The sequence below is a fragment of the Synechococcus sp. BA-120 BA3 genome (genome assembly GCF_034931285.1).
GTDB lineage: Bacteria > Cyanobacteriota > Cyanobacteriia > PCC-6307 > Cyanobiaceae > Cyanobium.
The window spans coordinates 22,699-37,922 of the sequence record NZ_JAYGHZ010000250.1; the positions used below are offsets into that span (position 1 = coordinate 22,699).

Annotated in this window: 13 protein-coding genes and 2 pseudogenes; 6 read left to right on the forward strand and 9 right to left on the reverse strand. The window is 62.1% G+C overall.

All coding sequences use genetic code 11. The features are described 5' to 3' along the window. Window positions 1-14 precede the first annotated feature (14 nt). Window positions 15-1,850: a glycosyltransferase gene (locus VB737_RS07955; protein WP_500312340.1), complete on the forward strand. Its 1,836-nt coding sequence runs from the start codon at window positions 15-17 to the stop codon at window positions 1,848-1,850. A gap of 136 nt (window positions 1,851-1,986) precedes the next feature. Then, the gene (locus tag VB737_RS07960; protein WP_500312341.1) at window positions 1,987-2,943 is read left to right on the forward strand and encodes a GDP-mannose 4,6-dehydratase; all 957 of its coding nucleotides are present in this window, start codon (window positions 1,987-1,989) and stop codon (window positions 2,941-2,943) included. A 49-nt stretch (window positions 2,944-2,992) separates the two neighbouring features. On the opposite strand, the gene VB737_RS07965 is transcribed toward VB737_RS07960, so the two are convergent. From VB737_RS07965 to VB737_RS07985, 5 genes are all read right to left on the reverse strand, one after another. Continuing rightward, window positions 2,993-4,072 carry a glycosyltransferase gene (locus VB737_RS07965; protein WP_500312342.1) on the reverse strand — a complete coding sequence of 360 codons (1,080 nt, stop codon included), beginning with the start codon at window positions 4,070-4,072 and terminating at the stop codon, window positions 2,993-2,995. 1 nt (window position 4,073) lies between these two features. Next, the gene (locus VB737_RS07970) at window positions 4,074-5,015 is read right to left on the reverse strand and encodes a glycosyltransferase family 2 protein (protein ID WP_500312343.1); all 942 of its coding nucleotides are present in this window, start codon (window positions 5,013-5,015) and stop codon (window positions 4,074-4,076) included. Window positions 5,016-5,069: 54 nt separating this feature from the next. Further along, window positions 5,070-6,482: an ABC transporter ATP-binding protein gene (locus VB737_RS07975; RefSeq protein ID WP_500312344.1), complete on the reverse strand. Its 1,413-nt coding sequence runs from the start codon at window positions 6,480-6,482 to the stop codon at window positions 5,070-5,072. Between the two features lies 1 nt (window position 6,483). Further along, the gene (locus VB737_RS07980; protein WP_500312345.1) at window positions 6,484-7,290 is read right to left on the reverse strand and encodes an ABC transporter permease; all 807 of its coding nucleotides are present in this window, start codon (window positions 7,288-7,290) and stop codon (window positions 6,484-6,486) included. A gap of 270 nt (window positions 7,291-7,560) precedes the next feature. Further along, window positions 7,561-8,019 carry a GNAT family N-acetyltransferase gene (locus VB737_RS07985; protein WP_500312346.1) on the reverse strand — a complete coding sequence of 153 codons (459 nt, stop codon included), beginning with the start codon at window positions 8,017-8,019 and terminating at the stop codon, window positions 7,561-7,563. A 163-nt stretch (window positions 8,020-8,182) separates the two neighbouring features. Here VB737_RS07985 and secA point away from each other — a divergent pair, with 163 nt between their 5' ends. From secA to VB737_RS08000, 3 genes are read left to right on the forward strand one after another with little or no spacing between them, the layout of a single operon-like run. Further along, a complete protein-coding gene (gene secA, locus VB737_RS07990) occupies window positions 8,183-11,017 on the forward strand; it encodes a preprotein translocase subunit SecA (protein WP_500312347.1) in 2,835 nt (944 codons plus the stop codon). 46 nt (window positions 11,018-11,063) lie between these two features. After that, window positions 11,064-11,339: a type II toxin-antitoxin system VapB family antitoxin gene (locus VB737_RS07995; protein WP_500312348.1), complete on the forward strand. Its 276-nt coding sequence runs from the start codon at window positions 11,064-11,066 to the stop codon at window positions 11,337-11,339. 46 nt (window positions 11,340-11,385) lie between these two features. Next, a complete protein-coding gene (locus VB737_RS08000; RefSeq protein WP_500312349.1) occupies window positions 11,386-11,541 on the forward strand; it encodes a type II toxin-antitoxin system VapC family toxin in 156 nt (51 codons plus the stop codon). Between the two features lie 15 nt (window positions 11,542-11,556). Here the strand turns inward: VB737_RS08000 and cysE are convergent, their stop codons facing one another. Next, window positions 11,557-12,306 carry a serine O-acetyltransferase gene (gene cysE, locus VB737_RS08005; protein ID WP_500312350.1) on the reverse strand — a complete coding sequence of 250 codons (750 nt, stop codon included), beginning with the start codon at window positions 12,304-12,306 and terminating at the stop codon, window positions 11,557-11,559. A gap of 12 nt (window positions 12,307-12,318) precedes the next feature. Continuing rightward, window positions 12,319-13,308, reverse strand: coding sequence for a GntR family transcriptional regulator (locus tag VB737_RS08010; RefSeq protein ID WP_015109798.1), 990 nt, complete (start codon window positions 13,306-13,308; stop codon window positions 12,319-12,321). A gap of 104 nt (window positions 13,309-13,412) precedes the next feature. Here VB737_RS08010 and VB737_RS08015 point away from each other — a divergent pair, with 104 nt between their 5' ends. Then, window positions 13,413-14,186 (forward strand): dienelactone hydrolase family protein, encoded by a 774-nt coding sequence (locus VB737_RS08015; RefSeq protein ID WP_500312351.1) that lies wholly within the window; start codon window positions 13,413-13,415, stop codon window positions 14,184-14,186. 39 nt (window positions 14,187-14,225) lie between these two features. Here VB737_RS08015 and infC read toward each other — a convergent pair. Further along, window positions 14,226-14,768 (reverse strand): annotated as a pseudogene (infC, locus tag VB737_RS08020) (translation initiation factor IF-3); the annotation flags it as partial. Between the two features lie 20 nt (window positions 14,769-14,788). Next, window positions 14,789-15,224, reverse strand: a pseudogene (locus VB737_RS08025) (tRNA (adenosine(37)-N6)-dimethylallyltransferase MiaA); the annotation flags it as partial.

Genomic DNA, 15,224 nt, shown 5'->3' on the forward strand with positions numbered 1-15,224 from the left:
CGCCCATGCATGGAATGGAGGACACACCTCAGTTGTTTTCAGCGAAGGCGATGGCTGATGGTCAGGCTGAACCAGCCAGTTCGATAGCACCAAAGTCCGGGCGCAGCCACCGGGTGATCCTTATTGTCGCCATGGGGCCGTTGGATCGATCACTTGGTGGCGGCATTGTGTTCTGCGAGCATCTACGCAGCCTCGCCGCCACGGAGCACACTGAAACCCACGTCTTTGCCCAGGATGCACGACGACAGGGCGAAGGACGGGACTTTTCCACTTCGGTTGGTGCGGTGTTCCATCCCCTGGATCTCCAGCCACCAGGAGAGGTATTTCCCGGGATGCCTACGATCAGCAGGCATCCCTTCAGCCTCGAGCGACAGGCTGCTGAAAACTGGCTCGTTGACCAACGTTTTCGTGAGATTGCAGAAGATATTCGGCCTGATGTTATTGTAATCGAGTATCTGTTCACGGCACTCTTTATGCCCTCCGCATTCCATTGCGGTGTGCCGATTGTAACGATCACCTCGAATCGCGAGCAGGAATTCTACAGTGATCAACGAAGGCTTGGCCGTTTGCCGGCCATGGCCAGCGATAGCCTATTGGCGGAATGGCGCCTTGGCCGCTTCGAAAGCGAGGTTCTGTCCAAGTCCGACTACATCGTCGTGTTGAGCTCGCCGGACATCCCGCGCAACCGTCTTCAGGCTTCTCGAACCAGTGTGATTGAGCCCATACTCCAGGAGCATGCCAGGAAGTGGCGGCATGGTGGCGGTGCCAGCATCTTCTTCGTTGGTGACATTTCCCACTACCCAAACTATTCTGCCGTGCAGTGGTTGTGCCAGTCCCTAGCCCCTGCTCTTGCCTCCTGCGCTCCCTGGGTGCGTCTCGCCATCATCGGGGCCGATTCGGCCGACGTTCCACAGGCGTGGCTGCAGCCCAATGTTGACCTTCTCGGACGGTCCACCGCCGATGAGGTGCTTCGTCGATTTACCTCATGCGGACTTTTCATTGCGCCGATCGAGAATAGCTTTGGATCAAAGATCAAGATTCTCCAGGCGCTCGCCCATGCCACGCCCCTGCTGGCCACAGCTGAGTCGTTGAGTGGGGTCCCAGGTGCTGATGGGATTCCCCTTTTCACCCTTGATGATCCCCAAGGTGCTGCTGAACTGGCCGCCTCTCTGCTTGATTCCCCTCAGGAGCTCGTAGCCTTGTCGCGCCTCATGGACGAGATACGTACCCGCAACCTCACCAGAACGCGATCTGCATGGCCTTCGCTCATTGAGCAGGCCGCCTCAGCAAAGGCCTTGCCCAGGCGTTTTCGTTCCTGGTCTTTCCTGCTGCCACGCGGAACTCCTACGGTGCGCGGCCGCGTTGTTGAGGTCGGTGCAAGCAGTTACTACTGGATCCACTCGGAGGGCCTCGGGTTGTTGGAGGGTCTCAACGGCCGACCCCTGCGCTGGACAGCGGATACGGCCACTTTGTCCCTACGTATTGATCCAGCGAAGCCGCCGCTGTGGCTGAGGGTACTGACCTGGGATATTGCCCCGGAGGGGGGAAGCCGACTGGATGTCTTTGCCAACGACATCCATATCCTCGGTGGCTCTGTAGTTGGGGGAAGCCCATGGGATCGTGTCGTTCGGCTTCCGCCTCTGGGGGGTTGCAGGACGTTGACACTGCGCTTCTCCGCCCCGGGATTTCAGATCGCCGGCGACGACCGTGTTCTGGGAGTTGCTCTGGAATCGGTTCGGGTTGGCCGCAGTACATTCAGAATGAAAGCTTATCCATGGGTCTTTCGTTACTTGAACACTCATCGGCCGTTGCAGCGTCTGTTCCGTCGGTTTGGCGTGGTTCCCATGTAGCGCCCTCAGGTGGTCCCCACCGTCCTGAGCTGTTTTCTGTGCATGCACTTCGCTGGTTTTTTGAGACTTCCTGCCTTTTAAGCCCGCAGCGCCATCAGCTCGGCACGCCACAAATCCCTCTGCTGACTTCTTCCCATTGACACGAACTGCCCTCATCGCCGGCATCACGGGTCAGGATGGCGCCTATCTGGCACGCCATCTCCTCCATGCCGGGTACCGCGTGGTTGGCAGCAGTCGGGATGCCCAGAGCAGTGATACCAGTCGTCTGAGCAGGCTTGGCATCCGCGAGGACGTGGAGCTCATCTCGCTCGCGCCGAATGACTTCCGCAGTGTCCTGAAGGCCCTCTCGTCCATTGAGCCGGCTGAGCTGTACAACCTGGCTGGGCAGACAAGTGTTGGACTTTCCTTCGAACAGCCGGTCGAATGCATGGAATCGATCGCCAGCGGCACGCTGAACTTCCTCGAGGTTCTGCGATACCTCGGTGCCCCTACCCGCATGTTCAGTGCCGGCAGTTCGGAATGTTTTGGCGATACGCAGAAGCAACCCGCCACCGAGGCGACCGCTTTCCATCCACGCAGTCCCTACGCCGTAGCCAAGAGCACGGCCTACTGGCAGGTCGCGAATTATCGCGAGGCCTATGGCATTTTCTGCTGCACCGGTATTCTGGCCAACCATGAGTCCCCCCTCCGTCCCCATCGGTTTGTGACCCAGAAGATCATTGAAGGAGTCCGTAGTATCAAGCGCGGCGAGACCCAAGGGTTACGGCTTGGAAATCTCGATATCTGGCGTGACTGGGGCTGGGCTCCTGAATATGTCGTCGCGATGCACAAAATGTTGCAGGCGCCGGTAGCGAAGGATTATCTGATCGCGTCCGGGCAGACGAATTCTCTGCGTGAGTTTGTCCGCCTGGCCTTTGTGGCGGCAGACCTTGAGCCCGGGACGAATCTCATCAGTGATGCCAATTTCCTCAGACCCAGTGATCTGAAGTACTCGGCGATGGATCCCAGCCTCATCGCTGTGGATCTAAGCTGGCAGGCCGAAGTGACGTTGGCTGAAATTGTGCAGAGGATGTATGATGAAACTCTTGTGTAAAAGGTATGGCAGCCTGTCTGACCGTCGCTATTGAATGCTATGGGGTGCATTACCTGCGAACCTTCTGAAGGAAACGTTTCAGTTGCCGCTTGAGCTGAAAGGGGACTGCACCCGAGGTTTCCTTCTGGATTCCATGGTAGATGTGTTGCTCTTCATAGCATGTTGAAGAGGGTTTACAGATGAACTCCACAACCCGGCCTGTATCGCTTTCCCAGTTCTTGACCAGCTGCTCTGCGGTTTGATGCGCATTTTCGCGAATCCTTCCAATGTTCGTCAACAGCAATGGCTTGGGCTCACAAGGGTTGTAAAGCATCCCGTTGACACCATCAACAAGATATTCATTCATGGTTCCATTGTTTGGAGCCACGACACACAGTCCTCCCGAGAGTGCCTCAAGAAAGGACTGGCCAATGCCTTCTTCCAGTCTTGGGGCAATGTAGACGTCGCAATCGTGGATAATGCGCATGATCTCCTCCTTGCTTTCAAACCAGCGGCTGATCGTCAATGACTGGCACTCGGGAAACGTTGAGCGGACATCCTCATCGCTTGTTTCAACCTCTCCAGGATCGGCGGACAGGTGGACATGGAGGCTCAGATTGGTCTGATGATCGCACAACAGCCTGCCAACCATGTCGATCGAGATCTCCGATGGTCGTCTTGCCCAGAAGAAGACACGAAGGCTGTCTTTAGCATCGTGCCGATGGACTCTTAAACTGCGACCCGTGCTCGGAGGCATGTATTGACAGTGCATCGATGCAATTCCATTGCTGGTCGCGATCGCATGAATGGCTGAGGAGAAGCTCAGGACCTTGGAGCCATGGAAGGGTCTCCAAAGTCGGCTCAAGTCAAATAGGGGTCCTTTGGCAATCCCAAACTGATCCAGCATTGGGATAAGCGTCACGTTGGGATGAAACTTTGCTACGCAGTCGGGCAGCCCATGGGGAATGGCCTGAAAGATGACAACGGCATCATATCTTTCGAGCTCCTTGAACCCGACACGGGAACCCCCTTCCCAGCCAGAATCCCAGAAATAGTCCACCGTGTGTCCGCTTTGCAGGAGCAGCTCCGGCAGAAAGAGCGTAGACCTGGTCTTTTGATGATATGAATGGTCGCAATAGGCAATCTTCATTTCATTGATCTCCTGGCCAAATCGAGAACTTCAGCTTGCCGTATGCTTTGGCAGCCAGGCTCCGATTGATCCTGTTAAAATGAAATCTCCAGTAGGAAAGCTCAGGGTAGAAGCCATTCGCCTCCTTAATGGCATCCGCCAAGTCATGGGAGGGGTGTTCAGTGAACAAGAACCGACGTTCTTGCCAGGCAAAAAGGTGGTAGAACAGAGACTTGATGATCTCTGGCTGGAGTAAGGGATAGGCCTTTTCGGCAATCCGCAGCATTTCGTTCGCGTGAGTGCTGAGGTCGCTAGACATCCCGCCGATCGAATAGTACACCGTTGGAGTGCTAACGGTCTTCAGTCTGGCTCCACCTCTGATGGCTCGAATGATCCAATCAGAGTCAGCTGCGATCTGAAGGCTCGAGTCAAAACCTCCGACTCTCTGGAAGACTGAGCGGTGAGCATAGATGCCATTGTGACACAGATTTGGGCATCGAAAGACCAGAAAGCTGTCCGGTGCTGAAGGTACCCAGAGAGTCTCGGTCTTGGCTTCAACCGCGAGCGCGGCTGAAGCCACGATCTCGCGTCGACGAAGGCTCCCAGCCAACATCTTCGCGATCTTGTAGGCGCCTTTGGGGATGATTCGGTCATCGGCATTCACAAAACAGATGTAGTCGCCCCTTGCAAGCCGTATTCCTTTGTTCATTGCATCATAGATACCATCATCAGCTTCCCTGACCAGTTGATCAATGGCTGGTGAGTGTCGGCTCAAGATCTGTTCCGTACCGTCGTTGGAATTGCCATCTATGATGATGTGCTCGCAAGCAAAGAGGGGTTTGCAGCCGGCGATGCTTGTGATGGTCTTCTCTATGCTCTCGGCGGAGTTGTAGCTGACTGTGATGTAAGAGATAAGCGGCCTGTTCGCCGGCTCACCGCTGCTCCCACTGGCGGAGACCTTCATCGGGTGCGCTGGGATAGCGTCATGACGAGCGGTCATGTGTTCTCCTGGCTCATTCTACTGATTGTCTTGGACGTCCAGCTCAATGCCCACCTTTGTGAGTGCAAACACACCACTAACCTGGACACGGCCAAGCATTGGCTGGAAGAATAGAGTGTCTGGCTTGAAATGCAGAACTTTGTAACCTGCCATTTCACCGTTGCTGACAGCTGTGGAGAGGCTATAGCTCTCTGCCCGAAGAAATGGCATCACGAACTCAAAGGAAACGGCGACTATCTTATTGCCTTCTACGGCAAGGGACTCTCGGTCAGCCGTACTTTCTGCGAAGACAATCTGCCCTGTCCGATCTCTAACGAAAAATCCTACGAGGAACCTCTCGACAAAGGCGTTGGACCGAACCGAGATTTCCAGCTTTATTGACTCGCCACATTTCGGGGTTGTGGTGATGACTCCATTCTTGTCGCGCATCACTACATTGATGATGGTTGCCCTGCCATCCCCATAGTCTCTTTCGGCATCCCAGTCCGCCATGCCTGCCTGTATATCTTCACCAGGATCACTTCCTTGAGTGCTGGCGCCGTCCCTCTGAATGATGATGGTCTTGCTTTTATGCTCCGTTGTTAGCCCAGAACTTGCGTTTTCACTGCTCGCGCCATGAGCAAACGAATGCACATCTGTGAGCCTGTCTGCCAAGTCAATCTCGGCATTGGAGGCTTCATGGCAGCTTCTCGTGTAGGCCGTGATGATGGGCGCAGTATCGGCATCCATCTGGACACGACCAGAGTCAATCCAGATGGCTCGTTCACAGAGACTGGAGACAGCATTGAGATCATGGCTGACAAACAGGAGTGTTCCTTTCTCGGTGAAACGGCGGATAAACCGCATGCAACGCTGGCCAAACACGGCATCCCCAACGCTGAGTGCTTCGTCGACGATCAGTACGGATGGATCCACATGGGCGACCACCGCGAAGGCCAGCCTGACGAGCATGCCGCTGGAGTAGGTCTTTACCGGCTGGTGGACAAAATCTCCGATGTCGGCAAAGGCTTGAATGTCATCGAGTCTTGCACTGGTTTGCTCCTGTGTTAGCCCCAGCAAGGAGGCATTGAGAAAAACATTCTCGATACCAGTGAACTCCGGGTTGAAGCCACTACCCAACTCCAGAAGTGCGGCAATGGTGCCGCTTGTTCGGATGCTCCCTTCTGTGGGTGCCAGTGTGCCGCAAATCATCTGTAGCAGTGTGCTTTTCCCACTCCCATTCCTGCCGATGATGGCGAGGGTCTCACCCCTCCTGACCTCTAGGTTGACATTTCGTAGAGCCCAGAACTCGCGATAGTAGTTGCGACGACCGCGCCAAAGTGCTTGTTTGAGTCTGTCCGTCGGTTTGGCATAGATCTGATAGCACTTGCCAAGGTCGCTGACGATGATCGGATGGTGATCATTGTGGGTGCTGGCCTTCGGAGGTGTCACGTCAGATGACATCGGCGAACGCGGGCTTGGCTCTCTGGAAGGCTCGATAGCAGATTTCGCAGATGACCAGGGTGGCTGTTATGCCAGCCAGAACGTAGGTCATGCTTGGCGCATGGCCGAGAACGGTGACCGCCCGCGTCTCTTCAATGACATGCGCCAATGGATTCAAGCCCAGGATGGGCAGCCAGCGCGCCGGCATTGCTGACAACGGAAAGAAGATCGGACTGAGAAACATCAGCATGCTCACAGCCACGCCGACAAGCTGGCCAATGTCTCTCACGAAGACGCCAAGGGCCGAGAGAATCCAGGTGATGGCCAAGGTGCCCAGCAGAAAGGGTGTCCACACGACTGGTAGCCACAGGAAGCTCAGGGGAATCCGGCCGTAGGCTGCGATTTCAAAGATGACCAGCACCAGCAAGCTGGTGAGGGCGTGAAAGCCTGCGGTCGCGGCGGCGACGGGTGCGAGAACTTCCAACGGAAACACAACCTTTTTGACGTAGTTTGGGTTTGCCAATACCAGCCCGGGTGCTCGGTTCAGGCATTCAGAGAACAGATTGAAGACGATCAGGCCGGCAAACAGGTTGACGGCGAAGGCCAGGGGGCCAAGATCGTCTCCCGTACCCCAACGCGCCTTGAACACCTGGGAAAAGACGAGTGTATAGACGGCCAGCATGGTGAGGGGCTGCACGAAGCTCCAGCTCAACCCCAGGATGGAACCTCTGTAGCGACCCTTGATCTCCCGTTCACTGAGTCTCCAGATGAGTTCGCGATGCTGCCAGATGGAAGCGGGAAAACGGATCTTCACCATGAAGTCTCCTGCTCTTGTCCGGTCTCCAGCATCACTAGGCTGTCATGGTGAAGAAGGGTTCGTGGTTTCCGTCGGAGGGCATCGATCCTTGCCGTACTGGTCTGCCCATCCATCCTGACCTTCCTCGACGCTCTCGCACTGACGACGGCGTCCCCAAGTTACACCTCCGCTGTCTTCCTCCAGGCCGCCTCTCGACCTGCCGCACTGCGTCTTTGCCGTGGCCTGGAGGATCGCCCACGCTCAAGCGATAGGGTTCACTTACCTTCCCCCCTACCGCTGTCTCAGCATCAGCCGCTGGCTGTCCACCCGGCTGAAACCCAGCTTCTCGTAGAAGCCCTCCCCCGTGGTGGTCATCAGGTAGACCCGCTCGGCCGCCGCTACCTGCTGGCTGGCCAGCAGCGTCTCGACGATCCGCCGGCCCACCCCCCGGCCCTGTTGGTCCTCGGCCACCACCACGTCCCAGAGCACGGCGCGGAACACCCCGTCACTCGTGGCACGGCCGAAGCCCACCAAGGTGCCCGCTTGCCAGGCGCTCACCACCACCTGGCTGCCGCTGAGCATCCGCCCCAGCTGCCAGGGTCGGCGTCCGGTGGCCCAGAAGCTGTGGCCATCGAGCAGGTCGCCGAGGGCCGCCAGCCGCCAGCGCAGGCGCAGGCGCAGCCGGCCGTGGCGGACCAGCCGGATCGGGCCAACGGAGGGGGGCTCGGGCCTGGGGGCGGCTCTGCTCAACGGACCGGGGTGGGGCGCATCAGCTGCGAATCCTGCTCCGTGGGCCGCCCAGGTGCGGATCTCCGGCGAAGGAGACGCCGAGAACCCTTGCAGCAGCACGATTCTTCGCTCTCGGCCATGGTTTTGCGATGGTAGGGTAAGCAACTACGGACAGGTCCTTTCCATGCTCAAGCTGCTGCTGGGTGATCCCAATGCCCGCAAGCTGAAGCGTTACCAGCCGTTGGTGTCCGACATCAATCTGCTGGAGGAGGAGATCGAGCCCCTCAGTGACGAGGAGCTGAGGGGCCTGACGGCCGAGTTCCGCCAGAAGCTGGAGAAGCCCGAGACGGCGGCCCGGCGCAAGGCCCTGCTCGATGAGCTGCTGCCCCAGGCCTTCGCCGTGGTGCGGGAGGCCGGCAAGCGGGTGCTGGGCATGCGCCACTTCGACGTGCAGCTGATCGGCGGCATGGTGCTGCACAACGGCCAGATCGCCGAGATGAAGACCGGCGAGGGCAAGACCCTGGTGGCCACCCTGCCGGCCTACCTCAACGCCCTCACCGGCCGCGGGGTCCACGTGGTCACGGTCAACGACTACCTGGCGCGCCGCGATGCCGAGTGGATGGGCCAGATCCACCGCTTCCTGGGGCTGAGCGTCGGCCTGATCCAGCAGGACATGAGCCCGCCGGAGCGGCGCCGCAACTACGACTGCGACATCACCTACGCCACCAACTCCGAGCTGGGCTTCGACTACCTGCGCGACAACATGGCGAGTGACATCGCCGAGGTGGTGCAGCGCGAGTTCCAGTACTGCATCATCGACGAGGTGGATTCGATCCTCGTTGACGAGGCCCGCACCCCCCTGATCATCTCCGGCCAGATCGAGCGGCCCCAGGAGAAGTACATGCAGGCGGCCCGGATCGCCGCGGAGCTGGAGCGCGCCGCCGAGATGGGCAAGGACGGCATCGATCCCGAGGGCGACTACGAGGTCGATGAGAAGCAGCGCAACGTCACCCTCACCGACGAGGGCTACCAGAAGGCCGAACAGCTGCTCGGCGTCCAGGACCTCTTCAACCCCCAGGATCCCTGGGCCCACTTCATCAACAACGCCCTCAAGGCCAAGGAACTGTTCGTCAAGGACGTCAACTACATCGTGCGCGACGCCGAGGCGGTGATTGTCGACGAGTTCACCGGCCGGGTGATGCCCGGGCGCCGCTGGAGCGACGGCCTGCACCAGGCGATCGAGGCCAAGGAGGCCCTGCCGATCCAGCCCGAGACCCAGACGCTGGCCAGCATCACCTACCAGAACTTCTTCCTGCTCTACCCCCGCCTGGCCGGCATGACCGGCACCGCCAAGACCGAGGAAGTCGAGTTCGAGAAGACCTACAAGCTGGAAGTGGCCGTGGTGCCTACCAACCGGGTCCGCTCCCGCGCCGACTGGCCCGATCAGGTCTACAAGACCGAGACGGCCAAATGGCAGGCCGTGGCCGCCGAGACCGCCCAGGTGCACAAGAGCGGCCGTCCCGTGCTGGTTGGCACCACCAGCGTTGAGAAGTCGGAACATCTCTCCACCCTGCTCCAGGAGCAGGACATCCCCCACAACCTCCTCAACGCCAAGCCGGAGAACGTGGAGCGGGAAGCCGAGATCGTCGCTCAGGCGGGCCGGGCCGGTGCCGTCACCATCGCCACCAACATGGCCGGCCGCGGCACCGACATCATCCTGGGGGGCAACAGCGACTACATGGCCCGCCTCAAGCTGCGGGAAGTGCTGCTGCCGCGGCTGGTGCGTCCTGAGGAGGGGCACCGTCCCCCTGTGCCCCTGCAGCGCTCCACCGAGGCCCCCGCCGGCTTTGGCGGCGCCGTCGCCCCCAGCTCCAGGCCGGCCAGTGAGGCCCGGGCCATCGGCAATCTCTATCCCTGCAGCCTCTCCGAAGACACGGAAAAGGCCCTCTCCGGCTTCTCCCGCGAGCTGGTGGCCGCCTGGGGCGACCGCACCCTGACAGTGCTGGAGCTCGAGGACCGCATCGCCCAGGCGGCCGAGAAGGCCCCCACCGACGATCCCCAGATCCAGCGGCTGCGGGAACTGATCGCCCAGGTGCGGGCCGAGTACGACGTGGTGGTGAAGCAGGAGGAGGCCCAGGTCCGCACCGCCGGTGGCCTGCACGTGATCGGCACTGAACGCCACGAATCGCGTCGCGTCGACAACCAGCTGCGGGGTCGGGCCGGCCGCCAGGGTGACCCGGGCAGCACCCGCTTCTTCCTCTCCCTGGAGGACAACCTGCTGCGCATCTTCGGCGGCGACCGGGTGGCGGGCCTGATGAACGCCTTCCGGGTCGAGGAGGACATGCCGATCGAATCGGGCATGCTCACCCGCTCCCTGGAGGGGGCCCAGAAGAAGGTGGAGACGTACTACTACGACATGCGCAAGCAGGTGTTCGAGTACGACGAGGTGATGAACAACCAGCGCAAGGCGGTGTACACCGAGCGGCGTCGGGTGCTGGAGGGAAGGGAGCTCAAGCAGCAGGTGATCGGCTACGGCGAGCGCACCATCGACGACATCGTCGAGGCCTACGTGAACCCGGATCTGCCGCCCGAGGAGTGGGATCTCACCCGCCTGGTGGAGAAGGTCAAGGAGTTCATCTACCTGCTGGCGGATCTGTCCCCCGACCAGGTGAGCGGCCTTTCGATGGAGGAGCTCAAGGCCTTCCTGCAGGAGCAGATGCGCAATGCCTACGACATCAAGGAGGGGCAGATCGAGCAGATGCGGCCGGGCCTGATGCGGGAGGCGGAGCGCTTCTTCATCCTTCAGCAGATCGACACCCTCTGGCGCGAGCACCTGCAGGCCATGGAGGCCCTGCGGGAATCGGTGGGCCTGCGGGGCTACGGCCAGAAGGATCCCCTGATCGAATACAAGAACGAGGGCTACGACATGTTCCTGGAGATGATGACCCAGATGCGCCGCAACGTGATCTATTCGATGTTCATGTTCCAGCCCCAGGTGCCGCAGGCCGTCACGGCCTGAAGGTCAGCAAGGGTAGAATTTCTATCTCTTCTACCCTGGCGGCGCCATGGGCATGAACATCAAGGATCCTGAGGTGCATGCCATGGCACGCGAGTTGGCTGCCCGCCGGTCCACCACCGTGACCAACGCGGTGCGACAAGCCCTCAGCGCCGAGCTTGAGCGCAGCCAGCACGGGGAGGAAGAGATGGCCAGTGCGGTCGCGGCTCGGCATGCCCGGCTTCAGGAACTGTTGCAGCGATTTCGCCAGATTCCGTGGCCGGAGGGCGTGACCAGCAAGGAGTTGCAGGACGAGCTCTATGACGATCAGGGGTTGCCGGTGTGATGGTGGTGGACACCTCTGCTTTGATGCGAACCATCTGCGCTGGGCCTTGCACGGTTGGCAGTCCTACGGCAAGGGTCGCCACCGAGCAGGCCTGAACTTCGGGGATTGCTTCAGCTACGGCCTGGCCATGGCTGTGGATCGGCCCCTGTTGTTCAAGGGCGACGACTTCTCCCAAACCGACGTCAAAGTGGCCGTGTTCTGAAGGCGCTCCGCGGCTTCAGTTCTGGATCTCTGGGTTGTCACCCAGGAACTCGAGGATCTCCCGGTCGCGCAGGTTCTGGGCCGTGCCGCTGCAGGGCTCCTTCAGGGGCCTGCCGGCGGCCACCTCCTGCAGGCAGGCCTGCAACCGGTTGACGTCGTTCTCCAGGCTGTCGATCCGCTCCATCAGGTTGCGGATCACCGAGGCCTCCGCATCCGGCAGGGCGGAGTGGGCCAGGGGATCGATGCGGGCACCGGCCTGGTGGATCACCCGACCCGGAATGCCCACCACGGTGCTGTCGGCCCCCACGTTGCGCAGCAGCACCGAGCCGGCGCCGATGCGGGTGTTGGTGCCCACGGTGATCGCGCCGAGCACCTTGGCCCCTGCCCCCACCACCACGTTGTCCATCAGGGTGGGGTGGCGCTTGCCGTGCTCCTTGCCCGTGCCCCCGAGGGTCACCCCCTGGTAGAGCAGGCAGTTGTCGCCGATGACGCTGGTCTCGCCGATGACCACGCCCATGCCGTGGTCGATGAACACCCCACGGCCGATCCGGGCCCCCGGGTGGATCTCCACGCCGGTGAGCAGCCGGCCCAGCTGGCTCAGCATCCGCGGCAGCAGGGGAAGCCCCAGACGCCAGAGGCGGTGGCTGACCCGGTGCAGCTCAAGGGCGTGGAAGCCCGGGTAGCAGAGGAGGATCTCCAGGGTGCCCCGGGCGGCGGGATCCCTTTGCCGGATGATGGCCAGGTCGGCCCGGAGTGCATCGAGCATGGATTCCCGCCGTCAGGCCGCCAGGAGGCCGATCTCCTTGCGCAGTTGGTCAATGGTGGCGCTGCCAAGGTAGCTCTGCGCACAGTGCACCATGGGCAGGCGCATCAGCTGGGCTCGGTTCTGGCGCAGGGTCTGCTCCACCAGGGGCAGGCTGGGCTTGTCGCAGATCACGTGGCTGGAGGCCCGCAGCAGGGCCAGCAGACGGCTGCTGGTGTCGGGGTTGGCCGTCATCACCAGCAGCTCGTTGCCCCGCATGCTGTGCAGGATCACCTCGGCGGCCCGCAGGATCCCCGGGCTGATGCTCACCAGGCCCACGCAGCTGCCGGGGCGCAGCTCCTTGAGCATGCCCAGTTCGTGGCCGAAGTCGTTGAGGTCGACCGGCACGGCCCGCACCCCGTGCACCTTGGCGATCTGCTCCACCTCCTGCAGGAAGTAGCGGCTGGTGACCACCGTGCCCTTGCTGGAGGTCTCCAGCACCGACTCCAGCTCCTCGATCGGCACCACCTCGACGGGCACCTCCAGGCTGGGCTTGAGCTCCTCGGCGATCAGGATCGAGGCGCCGATGTCCTCGCGGGAGGTGCTCACCAGCACCCGGGCGCCGCAGCGCAGCCGCCAGTCGATCTCGCGGGTGAGCAGCTCCCGCGCCTGCTGCAGGGTGCAGCCGGCGTTGAGCAGGCCATCGACGCTCTGGCGCACCTCCCGGTCGATGTCGGGGAGGGCCTTGCTGCGCAGGCCCGGCGGCGGCTTGATCTCGCGCGGGTTCTGCTGGTCGCGCACATAGATCCCCGACCCGGCCATCGCCTCCACCACGCCGTCGGTCTCGAGCTGGCGGTAGACCTTGCTGATCGTGTTGCGGTGCAGGCCGGTCTGCATGGCCAGCTGGCGCGTGCTCGGCAGCCGGTGGCCCGGTGGGTAGTGCCGGGCGGCGATGGCGAAGCAGATCTGGTTGTACAGCTGGGTCGACGCCGGGATGTCGCTCTCCTGCTGAATGTGAAAACGCACGCCGGTGTGGCCAAGGGGTCCTTGGCCGCCACCCTAAGGAGCTTTGGCCCCCGTGACAATTCCCCCGTTGGCATACGACCATGTGCCGGTTGCCCTGTGCCGGTTTGTCCCTCTCCACCTGCGAGGCCTCCTGGCAGACCCTCGACCCCCTGGGGCCGGGGCAGGTTCCCCTGCGCTGCTGGTGGGCCCGGCCCGCCGACGGGCCGCCCCGGGCCGGGGTGCTGGTGCTGCCGGAGGTGTTCGGCCTCAACGGCTGGATCCGGGGCGTGACGGAGCGGCTGGCGGCGGCGGGGTACGCGGCGCTGGCGGTGCCCCTGTTCGCCCGCACCGCCCCCGATCTGGAGCTGGGCTACGGCCCCGATGACCTGGCCCTGGGGCGCAGCCACAAGGAGCGCACCCGCACCGACCAGCTGCTCGCCGATGTGGGCCTGGCCGCCGACTGGCTCCAGCAGCAGTTGCCCCCCACGGCCGCGGCCCCAGGCCTGGGCTGCGTGGGCTTCTGTTTCGGCGGCCACGTCGCCCTGCTCGCGGCCAGCCTGCCGGCGGTGGCCGCCACGGTGGATTTCCACGGCGCCGGCGTGGCGGCGGGCCGCCCCGGCGGTGGTCCCCCCAGCCTGGAGCTGGTGCCGACCATTGGCGGCACCCTGCTGTGCATCTGCGGCCGGGAGGATCCCCTGATCCCGTCGTCTGACGTGGCGGCGATTGAAACGGCCCTGGCCGCGGCCAATGCCGCCCCGCGGCTCCACCGGCTGGTGGTGCTGGAGGGGGGCCACGGCTTCATGTGCACGGCCCGCTCTGACCATCACCCCGCTGCGGCGGCGGCCGGCTGGTCGCTGCTGCTGGAGACGTTCGAGCGTCAGTTGGGGCCGGACAGGTGATCAGCCGGCCGCGGCGGTCGCCGGCTTTCCGGCCGCCTGCTTGCGCGGGCTCAGGAACATGATCATGTTGCGGCCTTCCCGCTTGGGGGGCTGCTGGATCTCGGCGTTCTCCTCGAGGTCCTTGGCCATGCGGTAAAGCAGCTGCTCGGCCAGGGCCGTGTGCTGGATCTCCCGGCCCCGGAAGATCACCGTGCACTTCACCTTGTCGCCGGACTTGAGGAAGCGCACCGCCTGACCGATGCGGACCTGATAGTCGTGAAGGTCGATCTTGTAGCGCATCTTCACCTCCTTGACTTCGGTCTGGTGCGACTTCTTCTTGGCCTCCTTGGCCTTTTTCTCCTGCTCAAACTTGTACTTGCCGTAATCCATGATCCGGCAGACCGGCGGATCGGCCTTCTCGCTCACCAGGACCAGATCCAGCTCCCGGTCGCGGGCGACATCGAGGGCCGCCTCTCGGGTGATGACTCCCAGTTGACTGCCGTCCGCATCCACCACACGAAGGTTGGGGTAGCTGATGCGGTCGTTGATGTTGGGCAGCTCCCGCACGGGAGCACGGCGATCAAAACGGGGACGGGGAGGCATTCAAGGGGGCGGTTAGTCCTTCACCATAAACCGCCCGTGGTCGCCCCCAGCGCACGCTGAAGCACATCCGCCTCCGAAGCTTGGGCCGCGGCGGCGTCCGTGAGCCAGAGGGGCCGGTGCTGGCGCCGGAACCAGGTGCGCTGGCGCTTGGCGTACTGCCGGGTGCGCCGCTCCGTCAGGGCGACGGCGGCCTCGGCCTCCAGTTCACCCCGCAGCAGCCGGGCGGCTTCGCCGTAACCGATCGTGTCCAGCAGGGGGCAATCGGCGCCGAAGCGCTCAATCAGCAGCGCCGTCTCCTCCACCAGACCGTCGGTGTACAGGGCGGCGGTGCGGCGCCGGATGCGCTGGTGCAGATCGGCCGGATCCAGGCCCAGCTCCAGCACCCGCCAGGGGGGAGGGGCCTGGCCCTGCTGGGCCGACAGGGGCCTGCCGGTGGCGTAGAGCACCTCCAGGGCC

Bases quoted from the DNA above. Each gene is read 5' to 3' on its own strand.
- VB737_RS07955 (WP_500312340.1), top strand. From the start codon at position 15: ATGGAGGACACACCTCAGTTGTTTTCAGCGAAGGCGATGGCTGATGGT.
- VB737_RS07965 (WP_500312342.1), bottom strand. From the start codon at position 4,072: ATGAAGATTGCCTATTGCGACCATTCATATCATCAAAAGACCAGGTCT.
- VB737_RS07970 (WP_500312343.1), bottom strand. From the start codon at position 5,015: ATGAAGGTCTCCGCCAGTGGGAGCAGCGGTGAGCCGGCGAACAGGCCG.
- VB737_RS07980 (WP_500312345.1), bottom strand. From the start codon at position 7,290: ATGGTGAAGATCCGTTTTCCCGCTTCCATCTGGCAGCATCGCGAACTC.
- secA (WP_500312347.1), top strand. From the start codon at position 8,183: ATGCTCAAGCTGCTGCTGGGTGATCCCAATGCCCGCAAGCTGAAGCGT.
- VB737_RS07995 (WP_500312348.1), top strand. From the start codon at position 11,064: ATGGGCATGAACATCAAGGATCCTGAGGTGCATGCCATGGCACGCGAG.
- cysE (WP_500312350.1), bottom strand. From the start codon at position 12,306: ATGCTCGATGCACTCCGGGCCGACCTGGCCATCATCCGGCAAAGGGAT.